17 protein-coding genes are annotated in these 20,244 nt (G+C 44.8%); 10 read left to right on the forward strand and 7 right to left on the reverse strand.

All coding sequences use genetic code 11. From position 1 onward, the window contains the following. The first annotated feature begins 20 nt into the window (after positions 1-20). The 5 genes from carA (at position 21) to QBE54_RS05345 (ending at position 7,831) form a co-directional block, all read left to right on the forward strand. Positions 21-1,106 carry a glutamine-hydrolyzing carbamoyl-phosphate synthase small subunit gene (carA, locus tag QBE54_RS05325; protein WP_369019299.1) on the forward strand — a complete coding sequence of 362 codons (1,086 nt, stop codon included), beginning with the start codon at positions 21-23 and terminating at the stop codon, positions 1,104-1,106. Further along, on the forward strand, positions 1,099-4,398 hold the full coding sequence (carB, locus tag QBE54_RS05330) for a carbamoyl-phosphate synthase large subunit (RefSeq protein ID WP_369019300.1): 3,300 nt from the start codon (positions 1,099-1,101) through the stop codon (positions 4,396-4,398). Before carA ends, carB begins: the two co-directional genes overlap by 8 nt. Continuing rightward, complete coding sequence (locus QBE54_RS05335) at positions 4,370-5,191, forward strand: mechanosensitive ion channel family protein (RefSeq protein WP_369019301.1); 822 nt, start codon at positions 4,370-4,372, stop codon at positions 5,189-5,191. Before carB ends, QBE54_RS05335 begins: the two co-directional genes overlap by 29 nt. 106 nt (positions 5,192-5,297) lie before the next feature. After that, positions 5,298-6,977 carry a 2-oxoacid:acceptor oxidoreductase subunit alpha gene (locus QBE54_RS05340; RefSeq protein WP_369019302.1) on the forward strand — a complete coding sequence of 560 codons (1,680 nt, stop codon included), beginning with the start codon at positions 5,298-5,300 and terminating at the stop codon, positions 6,975-6,977. Next, entirely contained in the window at positions 6,974-7,831 is an 858-nt protein-coding gene (locus QBE54_RS05345) for a thiamine pyrophosphate-dependent enzyme (protein ID WP_369019303.1), read from the forward strand. The genes QBE54_RS05340 and QBE54_RS05345 overlap by 4 nt, the downstream gene beginning before the upstream one ends. Positions 7,832-7,878: 47 nt before the next feature. On the opposite strand, the gene QBE54_RS05350 is transcribed toward QBE54_RS05345, so the two are convergent. The 6 genes from QBE54_RS05350 to QBE54_RS05375 form a co-directional block, all read right to left on the reverse strand. After that, a complete protein-coding gene (locus tag QBE54_RS05350; protein ID WP_369019304.1) occupies positions 7,879-8,328 on the reverse strand; it encodes a universal stress protein in 450 nt (149 codons plus the stop codon). A 107-nt stretch (positions 8,329-8,435) separates the two neighbouring features. Next, the gene (locus QBE54_RS05355; RefSeq protein WP_369019305.1) at positions 8,436-9,287 is read right to left on the reverse strand and encodes a carbohydrate ABC transporter permease; all 852 of its coding nucleotides are present in this window, start codon (positions 9,285-9,287) and stop codon (positions 8,436-8,438) included. Position 9,288: 1 nt separating this feature from the next. Further along, positions 9,289-10,077, reverse strand: coding sequence for a carbohydrate ABC transporter permease (locus QBE54_RS05360; RefSeq protein ID WP_369019306.1), 789 nt, complete (start codon positions 10,075-10,077; stop codon positions 9,289-9,291). 159 nt (positions 10,078-10,236) lie between these two features. Beyond that, positions 10,237-11,727: an ABC transporter substrate-binding protein gene (locus QBE54_RS05365; RefSeq protein ID WP_369019307.1), complete on the reverse strand. Its 1,491-nt coding sequence runs from the start codon at positions 11,725-11,727 to the stop codon at positions 10,237-10,239. Between the two features lie 249 nt (positions 11,728-11,976). Beyond that, positions 11,977-12,315, reverse strand: a complete 339-nt coding sequence (locus tag QBE54_RS05370; protein WP_369019308.1) for a P-II family nitrogen regulator — start codon at positions 12,313-12,315, stop codon at positions 11,977-11,979. A gap of 13 nt (positions 12,316-12,328) precedes the next feature. After that, positions 12,329-13,648 carry an ammonium transporter gene (locus tag QBE54_RS05375; protein ID WP_369019398.1) on the reverse strand — a complete coding sequence of 440 codons (1,320 nt, stop codon included), beginning with the start codon at positions 13,646-13,648 and terminating at the stop codon, positions 12,329-12,331. Positions 13,649-14,094: 446 nt separating this feature from the next. Between QBE54_RS05375 and QBE54_RS05380 the strand changes: the two genes are divergently transcribed. Genes QBE54_RS05380 through purD form a run of 5 tightly spaced genes read left to right on the forward strand, consistent with a single transcriptional unit; the run spans position 14,095 to position 18,673 of the window. Continuing rightward, positions 14,095-14,439, forward strand: a complete 345-nt coding sequence (locus QBE54_RS05380; RefSeq protein WP_369019309.1) for a zinc ribbon domain-containing protein — start codon at positions 14,095-14,097, stop codon at positions 14,437-14,439. Then, on the forward strand, positions 14,436-15,737 hold the full coding sequence (gene purB / locus QBE54_RS05385) for an adenylosuccinate lyase (protein ID WP_369019310.1): 1,302 nt from the start codon (positions 14,436-14,438) through the stop codon (positions 15,735-15,737). Before QBE54_RS05380 ends, purB begins: the two co-directional genes overlap by 4 nt. Positions 15,738-15,739: 2 nt before the next feature. Next, positions 15,740-16,768 (forward strand): phosphoribosylformylglycinamidine cyclo-ligase, encoded by a 1,029-nt coding sequence (gene purM, locus QBE54_RS05390; protein ID WP_369019311.1) that lies wholly within the window; start codon positions 15,740-15,742, stop codon positions 16,766-16,768. Beyond that, positions 16,758-17,375, forward strand: a complete 618-nt coding sequence (gene purN, locus QBE54_RS05395; RefSeq protein WP_369019312.1) for a phosphoribosylglycinamide formyltransferase — start codon at positions 16,758-16,760, stop codon at positions 17,373-17,375. Before purM ends, purN begins: the two co-directional genes overlap by 11 nt. 2 nt (positions 17,376-17,377) lie before the next feature. Continuing rightward, positions 17,378-18,673, forward strand: a complete 1,296-nt coding sequence (purD, locus tag QBE54_RS05400; protein ID WP_369019313.1) for a phosphoribosylamine--glycine ligase — start codon at positions 17,378-17,380, stop codon at positions 18,671-18,673. 66 nt (positions 18,674-18,739) lie between these two features. On the opposite strand, the gene QBE54_RS05405 is transcribed toward purD, so the two are convergent. Then, positions 18,740-20,191 carry a radical SAM protein gene (locus QBE54_RS05405; protein ID WP_369019314.1) on the reverse strand — a complete coding sequence of 484 codons (1,452 nt, stop codon included), beginning with the start codon at positions 20,189-20,191 and terminating at the stop codon, positions 18,740-18,742. Between the last annotated feature and the right edge of the window lie 53 nt (positions 20,192-20,244).

Here is a 20,244-nt window from a genome sequence, read left to right on the forward strand (position 1 = left end):
TACTGCAAGGGTGTTAAAAAGTGAAAGCCTTATTGGCTCTCGAAGACGGAAGAATCTTTCGGGGTTACGCTTTTGGCGCCCTGAAAGAGGCAGGCGGAGAGGTAGTCTTCAATACCAGCATGACTGGCTACCAAGAAATACTCACTGACCCTTCATACAAGGGGCAAATTGTAACTCTCACCTATCCACTTATAGGTAACTACGGAGTAAATTCCAGCGATGTGGAGTCGGCCCGACCCCAGGTAGAAGGTCTTATCGTAAGAGAAAAAAGCTCGATTTTCAGCAACTGGCGAGCCGAGAAAAGCCTTGAAGTTTATCTCGAGGAACACGGAATACTGGGTATAGAAAGAATAGATACCAGAGCGCTCACCAAACATATACGAGAAAAGGGAGCTATGCGCGGATTTATCGCACTGGGAGATAACCTCGATGTGGAAGCACTGGTTGCCAAAGCCCGCTCTCTACCTGAAATGAGTGGTCAGGATCTCGTAAAGGTAGTTACTACCAGTAAGCCTTATCTTTGGCAGGAGAAGGGCACTTTCAAAGTAGCAGTTATCGATTGTGGGGTCAAATTCAACATCCTGAGAGAACTTGCTAAAAGGGGTTGCAGGGTGGAAGTATATCCTGCTTTCAGCACAGCCAAAGAAATTCTGGCCACAAAACCTGATGGGATTCTTTTTTCAAATGGACCCGGTGACCCAGCAGCTCTACCATACCTTGTGGAATGTGCGCAACAGTTAATTGGCAAGGTACCCATTTTCGGAATATGCTTGGGACATCAAATACTTTCTCTTGCCCTTGGCGGAAATACTTTCAAATTAAAGTTTGGACATCATGGAGGAAACCACCCCGTCAAAGACCTGTTCACCGAACGAGTTACCGTTACCGCTCAGAACCACGGTTTCGCAGTAGACCCTACTTCACTACCTCGCGAAGATGTAGAAATCACGCACCTTAACCTCAACGACCACACCCTGGAGGGCATAAGACATAAAAAACTTCCTCTGTTCAGTGTTCAGTTCCATCCTGAAGCCGGCCCTGGGCCTCACGACACCACATACCTTTTCGACAACTTTGTGAGCCTTATGGAGGAAAGCCATGCCTAAACGCACCGATATCCATAAAATACTGATTATAGGTTCTGGACCAATTATTATAGGACAAGCCTGCGAGTTTGATTATTCGGGCACTCAGGGCTGTAAAGCGCTTAAAAGCGAAGGATATCAGATAATTCTGGTTAACAGTAACCCAGCCACCATAATGACCGATCCGGAAATGGCCGATAAGACTTACATAGAGCCGCTAACTCCTCAGGTAGTTGAGAAAATCATCGAGAGAGAAAGACCCGACGCTTTGTTACCAACACTTGGTGGGCAGACAGCGCTCAATATAACCGTCCAGCTTGCCGAGCGGGGGGTGCTCCAAAAATACGGAGTAGAAACACTGGGAGCGTCTCCGGAAGCGATTAAAAAGGCTGAAGATCGCGAACTCTTTAAAGAAGCTATGCAAAGCTGCGGTATTGAAGTTCTGAAGAGCGACCGCGCCTACTCGCTCAAAGAAGCTATGGAAGTTGCCCAAAAAATTGGCTTCCCCTTAGTCATTCGTCCCAGTTTCACCCTTGGCGGAACAGGAGGCGCTATAGCGTATAACATAGAAGAATTTGAAGAATTAGCCCGCAGAGCTCTGGAAAGCAGTTTGAACAGTGAAATACTGATTGAAGAATCAGTGATAGGCTGGAAAGAGTTCGAATTGGAAGTAATGCGGGACAAAAAAGACAACGTGGTCATTATATGTTCCATAGAGAACTTTGACCCCATGGGGGTTCACACCGGAGATAGCATTACCGTAGCTCCTATACAAACCCTGAGCGACTACGAATACCAGCATATGAGAGATATGGCCATAAGGGCCATTCGCGAAATTGGAGTAGACACTGGAGGTTGCAACATTCAGTTCGCTGTACACCCCCGTACCGGCCGCATGGTTATTATCGAAATGAACCCCCGAGTATCAAGGAGCTCAGCCCTTGCTTCAAAAGCCACTGGATTTCCTATTGCCAAAATAGCTGCAAAACTTGCTGTTGGCTATACCCTGGATGAAATTCCCAATGACATAACCCAGAAAACGCCAGCCTGCTTTGAACCGGCTCTTGACTACTGTGTAGTCAAAATACCTCGTTTTACTTTTGAGAAATTTCCAGAAACAGAACCTGTTCTTGGAGTTTCCATGAAAAGCGTAGGAGAAACCATGGCCATCGGCAGTAATTTTAAAGAAGCACTACAAAAGGGCTTGCGTTCCTTAGAAATTGGCAAATGTGGGCTTGAAGATGTTCCAAAACTCAGTTCCTTGCCTCCAGAAAAACGGAAAGAAATCATACGAGAGAAATTGCAAAAACCCAATCCTGAAAGAATTTTCCATATCAAAATGGCCTTGAAAGAAGGCTTTTCCATCCAAGAAATCAATGCGTACTCAGGAATTGACCCCTGGTTCATAAAGCAGATCGAAGAAATAGTGGATATGGAGGAAAACCTGCGCAAAATAAAGGATTGGAAAAAAATTGACCCCGATCTCTTGCTAAGAGCCAAACAATTTGGCTTCTCAGACCGTCAACTCGCTGAACTCTGGGGAACAAACGAGTGGGAAGTGAGGGAATTTCGCAAAAATCTTGGCATCCTTCCCGTATATAAACAGGTTGACACCTGTGCTGCAGAATTTGAGGCAAAAACTCCATATTACTACTCAACCTACCTCGAAGAATGTGAAGCCAATCCCAGTTCCAACCAAAAAGTAATAATTCTGGGAGCAGGGCCCAACAGAATAGGACAGGGAATCGAATTTGATTACTGTTGTGTGCATGCTACCTGGGGACTTAGAGACCTGGGTATAGAAACTATAATGGTTAACAGCAACCCGGAAACCGTGAGTACTGACTATGATACTTCTGATAAGCTTTACTTTGAACCTCTCTATCTTGAGGATGTGCTCAACATAATAGAAAAGGAAAAGCCTCTGGGGGTCATTCTCCAGCTTGGAGGACAAACCCCACTGAACCTTGCTAAGGACCTGGAAAAAGCAGGAGTTACCATTTTGGGCACCAGTTCTGAGGGTATTGATATAGCAGAAGACAGAGACCGCTTCAAGCAGCTTATAGAGCGATTAAAGCTGGAACAACCAAAAAACGGCATAGCCACGTCTTTCCAAGAAGCAAAACAGGTAGCCTGGTCAATTGGCTATCCAGTAATGGTTCGTCCTTCCTATGTCCTGGGTGGAAGAGCCATGCGAATAATATATAACGAGGAAGAACTCAGCGAATTCATAGAGCAAGCTGTTGAGATTTCTGCAGGGCATCCGGTGCTTATCGACAAATATCTTGAAGATGCCATAGAAATTGATGTTGATGCTATCAGTGACGGTAAAAGAGTTATCATTGCAGGAATAATGGAGCACATAGAGGAAGCAGGGGTTCACTCTGGAGACAGTGCTTGTGTGGTGCCACCTTTTTCGCTGAGCGATGAAATTATTGAAAGGATTTCTCAACACACCTATGCACTGGCTCGAGAACTCAAGGTAGTAGGCCTCATGAACGTTCAATACGCCGTTAAAGACGATACCATATATGTGCTTGAGGTAAACCCCCGTGCTTCGCGTACCATACCCTTCATCAGCAAAGCAACTGGTGTACCATTTGCAAGAATTGCTTCCCAAATAATGGTAGGCAGAACACTTGACGAAATCGGTCTTACCAGTGAAATAATACCCCATTACTTCGCTGTCAAAGAGGCAGTATTTCCTTTCAATAGATTCCCCAACGTGGACCCAGTCCTGGGTCCTGAGATGCGCTCAACAGGGGAAGTCATGGGCATAGACCGGGATTTCGGCATGGCTTATGCTAAAGCCCAGTTAAGCGCTCAAGCCAACTTACCACTTGAAGGCAAGGTGTTTATAAGCGTGAAAAATCGTGACAAAAGAAGTATCGTATATCTTGCTAAACGGCTTGCTGACCTGGGCTTCAAAATTGTAGCCACAACCGGAACACGAAAAGTCCTGATCAATAACGGATTGGAAGTAGAAGCTGTCAAAAAAGTCGGAGAAGGGCGCCCCAACATAGTTGACCTTATTAAAAACCGTGAAATACAATTAATTATCAACACTCCCTCCGGGGGTCGTTCACAGCAGGAAAGCAGCATCATCCGTAAAGAAGCCGTAATAAGAAACATCCCCTATGTTACAACTCTCTTTGGGGCAGAAGCCATGGTATACGCCATTGAACGTCTGAAAAGAAGAGAAATCGAGGTCTGTACCCTGCAGGAATACAGGGAAGAAATTTTCAAAAAATACCAGCTAAAAATCAACCTTCAGCCTAAAGACCATGAGCCTGAGTCTGTCCTTCATACTTAGAAAAATAATAAACATCGCTGCCATCTGTGGTGGCTCATATCTGGCCATTCTGTTTGCTTCGTTCGCCATAAGAAGAACTCTAATTATTACCAGCAGATTTGAAAAAAAACAAGACCTGAACCGCCGACTGAAAACAGTAGCTCCACTACTGCAGAGTTTGGCAAAGTATGTCATAGGATTTTTTGCCGTGATACTGGTATTGCGTCAGCTTGGAGTGGATGCAGCAGCTATACTTGCTGGAGCAGGTGTAGTGGGCATAGCTATAGGTTTTGGTGCTCAAACTCTGGTCAAAGACATTCTCACCGGAGTATTCCTGCTGATTGAAGACAGCATTTCAGTAGGCGATATCGTTCAAATTGGTGACCTTACTGGCACTGTTGAAGACATCGGCCTGAGGGTAACCCGAATAAGACCCTTTTCTGGGGCTTTGGTGATTATTCCCAACGGAGAGATTACCAGGATTGCCAATTTCAACCGTGGTTTCACCCGAGCTATAGTTGAGGTAGGTATCGCTTACGAAGAAGACGTCGATCGAGCTATACAGGTCTTGCAAAACATTGCCAGCCAGTACCGGGAAGCGAATCCCTCAAAAATCCTCGAAGAACCCACCATACACCGCATCGCCCGCCTCGATTCTTCAGCAGTTATTTTAAGAGTGATACTCAAAGTAGCCCCTAAAGAACACTGGGGAGTAGAGCGCGACTTACTTTACCTTATCAAGAAAACCTTTGACGAAGAAAAGATAGAAATCCCTTACCAGAAGCACGTTGTTTTCATGAAAGACCTGCGTTGAGAACCGCTCTCTTAGTGCCAGCCTGACAAACTCCAGGAAGAAAAAAGCACTATAAAGGGTTTTCATCTAAAAGCTATTTTTACACCTTAAAAGGGGGCATGTAGCTTTGGAAGTCAACATTAAAATAGCTGGTGAAGCTGGACAGGGCATCGAAACGGTCAGTGAAGTACTGAGCAAAACCCTGTTAGAAAAAGGCTGGTATATATTTTCCACTGAGGATTACCAGTCGAGGATACGAGGGGGACACAACTTTACACAGATACGAATCTCCAACCAGCCGTTAAAAGCGATGACACAGAAAGTAGATATTCTGATTGCTTTAAACGAAGAAAGCTTTTTTCTCCACCACCAGGAATTGGGTGAAGAAGGTATTGGTATAGGCAAAATACCGGATTCACACCTAAACTCTACTAATTTCTTCAAGCTCGACTTTGAAGCGTTAGCTCAGGAAATAGGTTCCAAAGTATTCGCCAACATGATTGCAGTGGGAACATTGCTCTCTATGCTGGGATTCGAGCCAGAAATTGCTTTTCCCTACCTCGAGAAACGATTTGCAAAAAAAGGACCAGAAGTAATAATCAAAAACCAACAGGCTTTGCAAAAAGGCTCTAAAATAGGACAAAGCTTCCACTTTAGAAAAAACCTCGGTTCAATCGACCCAGAAGAAAAAGCCAGATTTATCCTGAACGGAAATCAAGCCATAGCTTTAGGAGCAATAATCGCTGGTTGTTCATTCTACGCCGCATATCCAATGACCCCTTCAACAGGCATAATGAACTTTCTGGCTGCACAAAGCGCCAAATACGGGATAGTTGTAGAACAGGCTGAAGATGAAATCAGTGCCATCAATATGGCAGTGGGGGCTTCCTTTGCTGGAGCAAGAGCCATGACAGGTACATCCGGAGGTGGTTTCTGTTTGATGTGTGAAGGCTTGGGACTCGCAGCAATGACCGAAACCCCAATCGTTATAGTTGATGCCCAGCGTCCTGGACCAAGCACTGGTCTACCCACCAGAACTTCTCAAGGAGACCTGGATTTTGTATTAAATGCCTCACACGATGAGTTTCCCCGCTTTGTATTTGCTCCTTCTACTCCTGAAGAAGCGATTAACCTGACCATCAAGGCTTTTGAGCTGGCTGACAAATACCAGGTTCCAACAATCATATTGACTGACCAGTATCTTGCTGATTCCAAGTTCACGTATTCCAAGATAGAACTTAGAGAACATCCCACCGGACCCTACTGGGTTGAAGCAAAAAGGGGTTATAAACGCTACCTACTGACTGAAAGCGGCGTATCGCAAAGAGCCATACCTGGCTTTGGAGAAGAAACCGTGATAGCCGATAGCGATGAACACGACGAGGAGGGTCACCTCACTGAAGACCTTGATATACGAGTTAAAATGCACCGGAAAAGGATGAAAAAAGAACCATTGATGGCCAAAGAGTTGTCTCAACCCCACTACCTGCCGGGAAAGCAAGCAACGCTTATTAGCTTTGGATCCACTTTTGGAGTAGTTGAAGAAGCCTGCCAGGCACTTCGAAAAGAAGGTCTGGACATAGGCCACCTCCATTTTTCAGAACTTCATCCTCTCTCGGAAGACACCTTTAAAACGCTCTCTGAATTGCCTGACCCCGTGGTGATAGAGAACAATTATCGTGGCCAACTGGCAAATCTTTTAGAGCGAAAAACACTTACCCCCTTCAGAAAGAGGATAAACAAATTTAACGGAAAACCCTTTTTCGTGGAGGAACTCCTGGCGAAAATAAAGGAGGAACTATCATGAACGAAAATGTATTTGACAATCAAGTGCCCATTGCTTGGTGTCCAGGATGTGGAAATTTTGGCATCCTTCGGTCCCTTAAGAAAGCACTTCTCGAGCTTGGGCTCAAACCCGAACAGGTGGTTATTTCCTCAGGAATCGGCCAGGCCGCCAAGATACCACATTACCTTAAAGTTAACGTCTTTAACGGTCTTCATGGAAGGAGTATTCCTGCAGCTCTGGCAATTAAAACTGTTAATCCCGGCTTGGTGGTCATTGCAGAATCTGGAGACGGATGCATGTATGGCGAAGGAGGTAACCATTTTCTCCATGCAATCCGAAGGAATCCGGATATTACAGTTATTATTCATAATAACCAGGTCTATGGACTCACCAAAGGGCAGGCATCACCCACATCTCCAGAAGGCTTTCCTTCCAAAACCCAGCCCTTTGGAAGCCTTGCTCAGCCCCTTAATCCGCTAAGCCTGGCGATATCGCAGGGAGCAAGTTTTGTAGCGCGCGGCTTCGCTGGAGATCCAGACAAGCTCGCCAAAATCCTGAAAGAAGCAATTACTTGGAGGGGACTCGCCATCGTTGATGTCTTGCAGCCCTGTGTAACCTTCAACAAAATCAATACCTATGACTGGTATAAAAAGAGAGTGTACTATTTACCCAAAAACTTTGATTGTGGCAACAAAAAGGAAGCCTTCAGCAAAGCCCTGGAATGGGGAGATAAGATACCCCTTGGCATCTTTTACAAAGAACAGAAACCTGTTTTCCAGGAGAAACTGCCGTTTCAAAAGGAAAATCTTGTTTATCGAAAACCCAGAGAAAACGCTGCAGAAATTCTTGAGCAAGAACTGGAAGCCATAAAATAATCAGGCAATCCGACACGGGAGGGGCAGTAAAACGCCCCTCTCCCTATTTATTCTTTGAGTGCCTCAAAACACTTGACAACCGTAACCGGTACGCAGGTCCTCTTGATAACGCCTACTGTAACACTACCCAGAAATATACTGGCTAATCCAGTGCGTCCGTGAGTTCCCATGACCAGCATATCCACATCGTTGTTTTCAGCAAATTTTGCTATCTCTTCTGCAGGGTCTCCAACCGCAACTTCAAAATTAACCGTGATTGCTTCTTTATCAATAGTGTTATCCAGAAATTCTTCATACATGCGATTATTAAATTCCTCCACCACGTTTTCCCAGGGATTGCCCGGTTGCGAAGTCAAAGCGTTAACTTCACTAACAGTCAAAACGTGAAGAAGAGTCAATCTGGCATTAAACGATTTTGCTAAAAAAGAAGCGTAGCGAATTGCCAAGTCTGAAAACTTGGAAAAATCCGTAGGTACCATAAGATGCTTGAGTTCCAACGCATTTCCCTCCATTCCATTGGAGTTTTAAATAGTTTAACAAAACTACAAGGAGAAAGCACCTTTTTCATAGCCAATTCGACCTTGCTCCGTTCGAAAAGTCCAACTCATTCCTTAACCGCACCAAGAGTGAGTCCTCTTATGAGGTAACGAGAAGTCAGTGCCGCCAGAATAACCGGCGGGGTTATAGAGAGCAAAGAAAGCGCAGAAACTTTCCAGAAGTCCAGCCCACGAACAGTCAAAGTTCCTGCAATGACGACTGGCATGGTCATAGTATTTCTATAAGAGAGAGTCACTACAAACAGGAACTCATTCCAGGAAAATATAAAGCACAGTATATACACAGCAACTATGCCAGGTAGGGCTAAAGGAAGAGCAACCCTTAAAAACGCCTGAAGAGCTGAGCAACCATCAATAAGAGCTGCTTCCTCAACCTCCTCAGGCAACTCTCTAAAAAAGTCCATCATCAACCATATTGCAAGAGGTAAATTGTAAACCGTGTGGGCCATAATAATAGCTGGAAGAGTGTCCAGTAATCGCAAAGTACGCATGATCAGAAAGAAGGGAATAGCTACGGCGATAGGTGGGAACATACGATTGGAAAGAATCCATACTGCAATATCCTTGTTTTTCCAGCGTCTGAAACGAAACCTGGATAGAGAATAACCAGCAAACGCGCCCAGAAAAAGAACAATGAGTGAGCTTATTGAGGAAATCAAAACACTATTCTTTAATCCTCTTAAAGTACGTTCTCCTTCTGCCTCACCAAGCACAACTTTCCAGGCATAAGTAGAGGGCTTAAATTGCAAAAAGGGGAGAAAAGCTGAAGAATATTGCTCCCCAGGAGACTTGAAGGAAGTGATCACAGACCAAAAAAATGGAAAAACAGTCCACACCGAGAAAAGAATCAGTACTATCCAGGCAAAAATATAAAAACCGGAGACCCTTTTCCTCCCCATGTCAGACCTCCTTACGCAATCTCTGCAAGAGGAAAGAAGAAATCACCAGAACGATAACCAAAAAGATCCAGGAAAGACTACAGGCATAACCCAGATCAAAATATTGGAAACCTACCGTATAGGTATAGTAGGAAAGAGATTCCGTACTACTTCCAGGCCCTCCACCAGTGATACCGAAAACCAGTTCAAAAAGTTTAAAGGCATCAATCGCTCTCAAAAGAACCAAGGTAACCATAATGGGGGAGAGCAGAGGGAAAGTAACATACCTGAAAGCCTGAAAACGGGAGGCACCGTCTACAGAGACTGCATCGTATAGTTCCACAGGCAAGGATTGAAACGCCGCCAACAAACCCAGGAACATAAAAGGCGTCCATTCCCAGACATCCACAGCAATCAAAACGAAGGGGGTAAGTCGGGCATTGGTAAGCCAGTCCACCACGTTTATTCCCAAACCGCCCAGAATCACCTTCACAATGCCAGCATCAGGATTAAGGAGCATTCTCCATATGAACGCCACGGCGATAGGTGGAGAGGCCATTGGCAAAAGAAAAAGCACTCTGAAAAAATTACGAAAACGGATGCGTTCGTTAAGAATATAGGCAAGGAGTAAACCCAGAAAAAGTTCCAAAACCACAACCAGAGCTACATAAAAAACCGTAAAGCGTAGACTGTTCCAGAAACGAGCATCTCGAAAAAGGATATTATAAAAGTTTTGAAAACCTATAAAGACTCGGGGGGCAGCGGTTGCTGCCTTCCAGCGTTGAAAGCTCAACGTCAAAGACCATATCATTGGAAAAACAGCCATAGCTGCTAAGTAACCTAAGCCAGGTAGTAAGAAAAGAAACTTAACTGGACTTCTGGAAAAAGAGCGCAAACCGAACCACCTCCAGTGTGGCCTGAAAAGGGCTATTTACCAAAAAGGCCGGGCTCAAGCCCGGCCTTTTTGATTTCAATCAAGGCCCAGCGATTCTCGATAAAGCTTGCGCTGCGCTTCTTTACCATAGTTTTCAGTAATTTTTACCCAGTCTTCATATATTGCCTTACAGGCTGCCTCCGCTTCAGTTTGTCCTGAAAGAACCTCGGCAAGATGCAAATCCAGATAATCGTAGTACTCCGCAGCTCCAGGAATCCTCAAATCAGTAACCGCTTTGGGATCAGAAAGGATGGTACGAATAGTGTTGAGATACTTTTCTGCCGATTCTTTGCTCCAACCTCCCTCAACCCATTTATCCAAATCTTCGAAATGGGAGAGACGCCAGGGATTAGCACCAGTATAACCATGGATTCCGCAAACATCGAGAATGCTTCGTTCTGGAGCAGTAAAGTAGGTAGCAAACTTGTAAGCAGCTAAAGGATTTTTAGAATATTTGGAAATGGAGAACACCCAACCACCAAAGTTCAAGAAGTTCACCTGGTTGTAACCTTCAACCCATTTACCTTCTTTGAAATCATAGGTTTTCTTGGCTCCGGGAAGTGGACCATAACCAAGCAATCCTTTTACCTTGCTGCCATACTCTTCGGGAGACTGTTCCATAATACCAATATCTCCCCAATCAATAGCCATTGCAGAGTTACCTGAAACAAAAGCTTGTCGAAGCTCACTATACCCATAGCTCAAAAGGCCCGGAGGGGCAAACTGAGTAGCCTTCTGGATCATTTTCATAGCCTCAATCCAGCCAGGATTTGCAACCAGAGGATCCATGGTGTCTGGGTCAAAGAAAGGAGCAACTCCCGGCTGTGCTGCATACTGCATCACAAAGTCGAGATAGGACCACATAGCCTGGGTTTTACGTTTGGCGATAAACGCAAAACCATACTCTGTTTCACCGTCGTTATCCCAGTCCCATCCGTTGAAAAACTCGGCAATATCCATTACTTCTTCCCAAGTCTTGGGAGGAACGTTATAGCGGTACCCATATTTTTCCTCAAATTGCGCCTGATAATCGGGGTTCTCCAGTGCGTCTTTGCGGTAGTAAAACATATGACAATCTCCATCGTATGGAAAAGCATAAACTTTGTTAGCCCAGGACACTACCACTTTAATGGCCGGCATCACATCGTCCCAGCCTGGGTAGCCATATTCCTTCATATAATCATCAAGCGGAATCACCCATCCTCCGCCCATAACATCCCCGGCCCAGGTGGAAGGCCAGCAAATGAGGTCATAAGCCCCGGTACCGGTAATGAAATCGGTCATCATTTTGTCGAACAAGGATGCGTAGGGTACAACGATTATTTCAACTTTTGCTCCTGTCAGAGCTTCCCATTCGGGTTTCCAGGCCTCAACTACTGCTGTATGAGGATCAGTAATTAAGACCGTAATGGTTTTGCCCTTAAATTCACCTTCTTGAGACTGCCAGGTCTTTTCTGCAGCCCAGGCTACCGAAAAAACAAGCAGGACCAACACCACAGCGAGCAAAGCTTTGCAGGAAATTTTCACAATCCTCCCCCCTTGAAACTATTTGATAGGATGTTTTAAGGATAGCATATGTAAAAGCTGATTTCAATTTTCTGTGTGTAAAAGAATGTAAAAAACCAATCTTTTCCGCGTGGTAAAGCGTCAATATAACTAATGAGTGAGACCGATAGAAGTTTTAGCCAGCTTCCAGAAGAGGGAATTAACGCCTTTCAGGACATAAGAGGGAAACCCGGGCTTCCCTCTTATGTCCTGGTTCCAAATTCTCCTTACTTAAAGGGCCTGTTCCCCACTTTCCCCGGTGCGGATACGTACTATATCCATAACTGGAGAAACAAAGATCTTCCCATCGCCAATTTCTCCAGTACGCGCCACCTTAGTGATGGCTTCAATTAATTTTTCCTTATCAGCATCACGCACAATTGCTTCAATCTTTACCTTAGGAAGAAATAGTATCTCGTACGCCCGTCCTCGAAACTGTTCCACCAATCCTCTCTGAGAACCTCGCCCTTCAACTTGGTAAATGGTAACACCAGGATAACCCATCTGCTCCAGGACCCCAACCACTTCCTGGGCCTTTTCCTCCCGTATCAGAATTTCCAGTTTTATCATTTTAGATTCCCCCTCACCTGATTATAAAGGTCTGACGATGCGTAAACTCGGGATAGGCAGGAGTACCATGTTCCTTGATGTCCAATCCCTGAAGTTCTTCTTCGGGAGAAACGCGAATGCCAAAGGCGAGATCCATTAATTTGAAAAGAAGAAACCCTAACCCAAAACTCCAGGCAGCCAAAACTACTGCTCCTATAAGCTGGGCAAGGAACTGTCCTATTCCACCACCGTACAGAAGGCCGGTAACGTATGGAGCCTCCAGCGAATAAAGACCATAAGTACCGTCTGCAAACAATCCTATACTGAGCAAACCCCACAGACCGTTAAATCCATGGACGCTTACTGCTCCAACCGGATCATCCACACCTCGCGACTCGAGAAAGTAAACGCCACCAACCACGATAAGACCGGCCACCGCTCCAATCACTACTGCTGCCCAGCCTTCAATCCAGGCACATGGTGCAGTAACGGCAACCAAACCCCCTAAGGCTCCATTGAGTGCCATACCCAGATCCCACCTGCGAGTTTTTAAATACATAATAAGCAGAGTGCTCATAGCACCTGCTGCAGCAGCAAGGTTGGTGTTAACTGCAACCACTGCAATCCTCAGATGGTGGGCACTAAAGGTGCTTCCGGGATTGAACCCAAACCAGCCAAACCAGAGGATAAAAGTACCCAGTGCAGCCAGGGTTATGCTGTGTCCAGGAATAGCCCGGGGTTTGCCATCTTTTCCATACTTACCAAAACGTGGACCAAGCACTATGGCCCCAGCCAAACCTACCATGCCTCCCAAAGCGTGTACTACTCCTGAGCCGGCAAAGTCAATGTGTCCCAAACCTAACGGCAACTGGGACAACCAACCTCCTCCCCATACCCAGTGCGCATAAACCGGATATATGAAAAGGCTGACAAAGAAAGTATAAACAAGGTATGCCGAAAACTTTAAACGTTCCGCAACTGCTCCTGAGACAATGGTAGCCGCTGTACCGCAAAAAACAAGTTGCCAGAAAAAGTCAAGGTAAGTACCCACATCGTAAGCACCTCCACGAAGAAACCAGAAACCAGAACCAATAAATCCACCCACATCGTTGCCCTTAAGAAAACCGTATCCTATAGCAAAAAAGGTGAGCGAAGCAACTACGAAATCAATCAAGTTCTTACTCAAAAGATTGGTGGCATTTTTTGCCCTGCAGAAACCTGATTCAACCATGGCAAAGCCCGCCTGCATGAAGAATACCAGGAATCCACAGATTAAAACCCACACATAGTCAACGGGAAGAGCAGGGTCGTTTTCAAGAGTAACCTGTCCTGTCGCATCCACCGCAAAAGCCATGCTAAAAGCACTAACCAAAAGAACACCTGAAACCAAAACTATCGAAAACAACCAACGAGCTCGGAACAAGGGAAACCAGCTCCTTTCTTTAAGGATTCAGAGGAAACCCGCCGCTGGTTAGAGCTCGCCATTGAGAGAAGGTAAATAAAAAACCCCCAGCCGGGACTGCTACGTCCCCACGCTGAGGGCTTCTACGCCACACCATGTGGCAAAACATCTTTCAAGGCTTCAATGCCTCGATTTCATTATACAAGCGACCACTCTAAAAGTCAAAGGGTGGAAAAATTTTTTCCACCAACCGTCGTTCTCTCTTGAGGGCCTTAAAACAATCATTAAAACAAAGAAAGAACCTACAAAAGGTTTCTGAATGAAGGGTAAATCACGATGCAGAAGCTATAATAATATGGTAGACTGATAGCTGCTAAAATTTTGGAGTTGATTAGCCAATGGTTAAAAATGACTCTCCCAGGAAATGGTGGCAGATACTGAGTATGTTTTTAAAGTTACGGTCTTTATACAGAGAACGTCGTAAAAGCATTGAAGAGCTGGGAGCAAAGGTTTACGAACTTTACCGCAAAAATGAGCTTGACACAGAAAAGTTCAAGGAATACTACCAAAAAGTGCTTTCTCTGGAAGAAGAAATAGAAGAAATCAAGGAGAAGTTGCTTAGCTTCAAAAGAGAAAAAATCTTTTGCACATCATGTGGGCAAAATATAAGTCCGGAGATGTCTTATTGTCCCTATTGTGGGACTCCTCAAAAAGAGAACCCCGAGAGGAGGAACAGCCTTTGATCAAACGCTATACCCTTCCCCAGATGGGCCGAATCTGGAGCGATGAACACCGCTTTGAAGTGTGGATGAAGGTCGAAATGCTTGCCCTTGAAGCGTGGTGCGAGCTGGGTCTTTTCCCCAGAGAAATACTTGAAAAAGTGCGCAACCAAATATCATTTTCTTCCTCTCGCATGGAAGAAATTGAAGCCAGGACCCGACATGATGTTATCGCTTTCCTGACCACTCTTTCAGAAAGCATAGGCCCGGAAGCCCGTTTCCTGCACTTCGGTATGACCTCCTCCGATATGTTGGACACCGCCAACGCTTACTTGATGAAAGAATCCTGTGAACTCATTCTCAAAGACATAGACACTGTATTGGAAGCCATTAAAGATAAAGCTCTTACCTATCGCTACACTCTCATGATAGGAAGAACCCACGGGGTTCATGCCGAACCAACCACTTTTGGTCTCAAAATGGCTCTTTGGTATGCAGAAATGCAAAGAAACCGAACCAGAGTACAGCAAGCTAAAGAAACCATAAGTGTAGGAAAAATATCCGGAGCTGTCGGTAATTATGCTCATATCGATCCTCGAGTTGAAAAGTACGTATGTGAAAAACTGGGACTTACTCCTGCTCCCGTATCCAGCCAGATAATCCAACGCGATCGATACGCTGAAGTAATCTGGTCCTTAGCAATGGTTGCCACCAGCCTTGAAAAATTCGCTACTGAATTACGCAATCTCCAGAGAACCGAAATAAGAGAAGTGGAAGAAGGCTTTGGAGCAGGACAAAAAGGCTCTTCAGCTATGCCTCACAAAAAAAATCCTATTACAGGAGAACAGATATGTGGGCTAAGTAGAGTACTGCGAGGTAACTTGGTAACCAGCCTTGAAAACATCCCCTTATGGCACGAAAGAGATATTTCTCACTCTTCAGCAGAAAGAATCATTCTCCCTGACTCTTTCATACTCGCTGATTACCTGCTGAACACCTTTGCAAGGCTCCTTAATAACCTGGTAGTTTACCCTCAAAATATGAAAAAAAACCTTGAAAAAAGCAGGGGTCTGGTCTTCTCAGAAAGAATATTGCTCGAACTTGTTAAAAGAGGATTAACTCGGGAACAGGCTTACGAAGTGGTGCAGAAAGCAGCAATGCGAACCTGGGAAAACGAAAATTTGAGTTTTCAGGAAGCGCTCCAGGAAGAACCCGTCATTCAAAAACACTTCTCGCAAGAAGATTTGAAAAAAATGTTTAGCTATGACCACTTCATAAAACATGTGGATTATATATTCAAAAGAGTAGGTCTGGAGGAATAAAAATGAGCCAGTGGAACTACAAAAAGGCAGGCGTGGACATTGAGCTTGCTGACAAATTTGTCAAAAAAATAGCTCATCGCGCCCAGATTTTGATAAAATCAGAACAGGTAGTGGAAGGCATAGGTGGATTTGCTGGTGTCTTCCGCATACCCGACCACCCCAACCAGATGTGCATAGCCGCCACTTGTGACGGGGTAGGTACCAAACTGGAAATAGCCCAGAAAACTCGAAAAAACAGTACGGTAGGCATAGACCTGGTAGCAATGTGTGTTAACGACCTTCTTTGTGTAGGTGCAAAACCTCTTTTTTTTATGGACTACCTTGCCTGCGGAAAGCTTGAAATAGAAGTCCTGGAAGAAGTCATCGAAGGTATAGTGGAAGGCTGCAAAAGCGCGCACTGTGCTCTTCTGGGTGGAGAAACAGCCGAAATGCCTGATATGTACCGGGAAGGAGAGTACGATCTGGCCGGTTTCGCTATAGGGGAAGTGGCAGAGAAAAAAATTATAAATGGGAAGCTAATTGAACCAGGGGATATAGTAATTGGCCTTGCTTCTTCAGGCTTGCATAGCAACGGTTTTTCCTTGGTTCGTAAAATTCTGAAAGAAAATCACATAGACTACAACCAGGAATGGGAAGGCAAAACCTTGAGTTCGCTCCTTTTGGAACCTACCCGTATCTATGTGTCCCTGATTTTACCACTCCTTGAAAATTGTCCCCCCAAAGGCATTGCCCACATAACAGGAGGAGGCATCTTAGAAAATTTACCCCGCATCCTACCTCCTGACTGCGACGCCCGAATCGAGAAAGCAGCATACCCTGAGATGCCTATTTTCTCCTTCCTCCAAAAACTGGGAAACGTCCCTGAAAAAGAAATGTGGAGAGTCTTTAATATGGGCATAGGCATGGTTATGATCTTCGATAAAACGCGGATAGATGAAGCTTTGGAAATTCTCTCTACTCGAGGCGAAAAAGCTTATTTGATAGGAGAAATAATACCTGGGAACGGGAAGGTGATTTTAGTTGACAGATAACCTTGGAAAAATAGTAGTTCTCGCTTCGGGTCGAGGCACTAATCTACAGGCTCTTATCGATGCTTCAAAAGAAAACTATTTTAACGGATACATCTCTCTGGTAATCAGCGATAATCCCAGAGCCTACGCTCTGGAGAGAGCCCGGCTTGCCGGTATTCCAACCGTGGTTCTCGACTATGCGTCATTTCCATCCAAGAAAGAATACGAAAAGAAGCTGCTTGCCGTTTTGCAAGAAGAAAACCCAGACCTTATCTGTCTTGCAGGTTATATGAGGATTCTTGGCAAAGAAATAATTAAAAGCTTTCCGCACAAAATCATGAACATCCATCCTTCTCTCTTGCCGGCTTTCCCGGGCTTAGAAGCCCAGAAGCAGGCTGTAGAATATGGAGTCAAAGTCAGTGGTTGCACAGTACACTTTGTTGATGAAGGAATGGACACGGGACCGATAATTCTTCAGGAATGCTGTCCAGTCGAAGACTACGATACACCAGAAAGCCTTGCAGAAAGAATTCTCCAGCATGAACATCGCATTTACAAAGAAGCAGTAAAGCTTTTCCTGGAAGGAAGATTAGAGGTCAAGGGCAGAAAAGTTCTCCGAAAGAGGTGAAAATGACCTTGAAGGTAATGATTATAGGTAGTGGAGGAAGAGAGCACTGCATAGCCTGGAAAGTAAAGCAAAACAAAGATGTTGACAGAATTTTTTGCGTACCTGGCAATGGTGGAATGAGTGAAATAGGCGAATGTGCGACCCTTTCTTCGTTTGACGATATGCTTGCTTTTGCAAAAGAGCAGGAAATAGACCTGGTCTTAGTGGGGCCAGAAGCACCTCTGGCACAGGGCATAGTGGACTTTTTTCGTGGAAGCGGCATCAAAATTGTTGGTCCCACCCAAAAAGCAGCAATGCTTGAATCCAGTAAGGTTTTTGCCAAAAACTTTATGGAAAAATATTCCATACCCACTGCACCTTTCCGAGTTTTTGATAATTACCAACAGGCAATAGAATATTTTCAGTACCTTCATAACTATCCCGCGGTTATCAAGGCCGACGGCCTTGCCTCGGGAAAGGGCGTCAGCATCGTCAATGACTTTGGTGAAGCTAAAAACACGCTCTGGGAACTGATGATTCAGAAAAAATTTGGGGACGCCGGGACAAGGGTAGTTGTTGAAGATTTTCTGGAAGGAGAAGAAGTTACGGTAATGGCTGTTTACGACGGCAAAACATATCTCCGCCTTCCAATTTCTCAAGATCATAAAAAAGTGGGAGAAGGGGAAACGGGACCTAACACTGGGGGCATGGGTGCTTACTCGCCTGTACCCAGCGTGGAAGAAACTCTGCTTCAACAAATAGAGCGAGAAATTTTCCAGCCCCTGGTAGAAGGCATCCAGAAAGAAAAACTTGATTACCGAGGAATCATCTATGCGGGTTTGCTGATAGACGCCAGAAAAAGGCCTTTTGTGCTCGAGTTTAATGTACGGCTGGGAGACCCAGAAACCCAGGTAGTTCTGCCCCGCATTGCCAATGACTGGATAGAAATACAAACCGCAATTATCGACCAAAAGTTGCACCATTTAAAAATCAAAGAAGATAAAAGAGCAGCACTCTGTGTGGTTCTGGCCAGCAAAGGTTATCCTGGAAATTACGAGACTGGAAAAATCATCAGTGGGCTCGAGGCCTTTCAAAATCTGCCTGAAGACGATGTGCTTGTCTTCCACGCTGGGACCACCAAAAAAGACAGTCTCTTCCTTACCTCGGGTGGGAGAGTGCTTAACGTTTGTGGTCGAGGCAAAACAATGGAAGAAGCTGCTCTCAAAGCCTATCAAGCAGTCAAAAGAATCCATTTTGAAGATATGTATTATCGAAAAGATATTGGGTGGAGAGCACTCAAGAAAACCGTAACTCAATAAAAAAGCGGGGGTTAACCCCCGCTTTTTTATTGAGAAGCTCCGCCTCAGCAAAATTAACCTATTAACTCAGACTCTTACTTTTTCCTTCTTTTCTTTTTCTTTCATGGCTTCTTCTTGAAGCTTGCGCAAATATTCCTGCCGCTCAGTCTTGTAATCTTTGTAATAAATGGTTCCTTTGTATTCAGTCTCCCATATTTCGTCAGCCAGTTTCTTGAAGGCTTGAGCATAAGCATCTACGTCATCTTTCAGAGTAGTAATTAAGCTCTCCGCACCTTCGTGGCTGGGACGCGCACCGTATTTTTCTACCACTTCACGTAAAACTTCAGGAACATCAATTAGCATGCAAGGACGCATCAAATTATTATCATAAGGTTGTCTTTCCTGAATAGCCCGGAAAAATGGAGAAGATATGACTTCCTTAAGAGATTTATCCTTAATGTTGTCAACGGTGAAATGGCAAAAGACACAAGGCTCCACATCACCAGAGTTGTTAATATGAAAGTATCTTCTACCTCCAGCTATGCAGCCACCAACATAGGGACCATCATTCCAGAAATCCCCAATAAATATTGGTTTCTCATAGCGCAACTTATGTACCTGCTTTCTGAGGTGAAGTCTTTGCTCCGGAGTAGGCATAAGAGAAACATCCGGCTTCTTACCAACTGGCACATACGTGAAATACCAACCAAAAGAACACCCCTTATCGATGAGGAAATCCATGAATTCATCGCTGGAAACCAGTTCGGTGTTGTGACGCGTTGCAGTAATGGAGAAACCAAAAATAACTCCTTCGTCCCTGAGCGCTTCCATAGCTTGCATAATCTTTTTGAAAGTTCCCTTTCCTCTACGCGCATCGGTTTCTTCCTCGTACCCCTCTACACTGATTGCTGGATAGACATTCCCCATTTGAGCCAGCTTTTTAGCCATGGCACGGTCAATTAGAGTTCCATTGGTATAAATCTGGAACGATATATCGTTGTGTTTTTCAAAAAGATCCAGATGCTCTTTCCTTATAAACGGCTCTCCACCAGAGATAGTCAGGAAATGCATGCCCATTTCTTTGGCTTCGGTAAAAATACGATCCAAAAGCTCTACGGGCATATCGCTTTCCTTGCGGTACTCGCCTGCATAGCAACCATAACAGTTCAAATTACAACGCATGGTGGGGCTAACCACGAAAAAGAACGGAACCTGACAACCCAGTTCTTTTTCCAGTTTCTGACGTTTAGGCACACCAAGCAGGATGCTTTTAACTATAAGGTTAACCATTAGCTTTTCCCGAACATTGGGATGGGTTTCTTGAAGCACCCTTCTGGCAAGAACTATTTGAGGTCTTTTTTCCTCAAACATGCGGCGAAGCCCTGCAATTTGATCCCGGTAATAGGGAATGGGCGTCAATTTTTCAGCAAGATAAGTGAGTTTAATTATGGTCTCATCTGAAACATTACGCAAAGAGTTGACTATTAGTTTTACCACCTGTTCTGTGGTAAAAGCCTTAATAGAATCAAAATAACTCATATATAAAACCACCTCCCGCAAATATCCAGGCTATTATACCATAGACCCCCCGT

It is taken from the genome of Thermatribacter velox (assembly GCF_038396615.1).
GTDB classification, from domain to species: Bacteria; Atribacterota; Atribacteria; order Atribacterales; family Thermatribacteraceae; genus Thermatribacter; species Thermatribacter velox.

Bases quoted from the DNA above. Each gene is read 5' to 3' on its own strand.
- QBE54_RS05355 (WP_369019305.1), bottom strand. From the start codon at position 9,287: ATGGGGAGGAAAAGGGTCTCCGGTTTTTATATTTTTGCCTGGATAGTA.
- QBE54_RS05405 (WP_369019314.1), bottom strand. From the start codon at position 20,191: ATGAGTTATTTTGATTCTATTAAGGCTTTTACCACAGAACAGGTGGTA.
- QBE54_RS05345 (WP_369019303.1), top strand. From the start codon at position 6,974: ATGAACGAAAATGTATTTGACAATCAAGTGCCCATTGCTTGGTGTCCA.
- QBE54_RS05335 (WP_369019301.1), top strand. From the start codon at position 4,370: ATGAGCCTGAGTCTGTCCTTCATACTTAGAAAAATAATAAACATCGCT.
- purD (WP_369019313.1), top strand. From the start codon at position 17,378: ATGACCTTGAAGGTAATGATTATAGGTAGTGGAGGAAGAGAGCACTGC.
- QBE54_RS05370 (WP_369019308.1), bottom strand. From the start codon at position 12,315: ATGATAAAACTGGAAATTCTGATACGGGAGGAAAAGGCCCAGGAAGTG.
- QBE54_RS05360 (WP_369019306.1), bottom strand. From the start codon at position 10,077: ATGATATGGTCTTTGACGTTGAGCTTTCAACGCTGGAAGGCAGCAACC.
- QBE54_RS05380 (WP_369019309.1), top strand. From the start codon at position 14,095: ATGGTTAAAAATGACTCTCCCAGGAAATGGTGGCAGATACTGAGTATG.
- purM (WP_369019311.1), top strand. From the start codon at position 15,740: ATGAGCCAGTGGAACTACAAAAAGGCAGGCGTGGACATTGAGCTTGCT.
- carB (WP_369019300.1), top strand. From the start codon at position 1,099: ATGCCTAAACGCACCGATATCCATAAAATACTGATTATAGGTTCTGGA.
- QBE54_RS05375 (WP_369019398.1), bottom strand. From the start codon at position 13,648: ATGGCTTTTGCGGTGGATGCGACAGGACAGGTTACTCTTGAAAACGAC.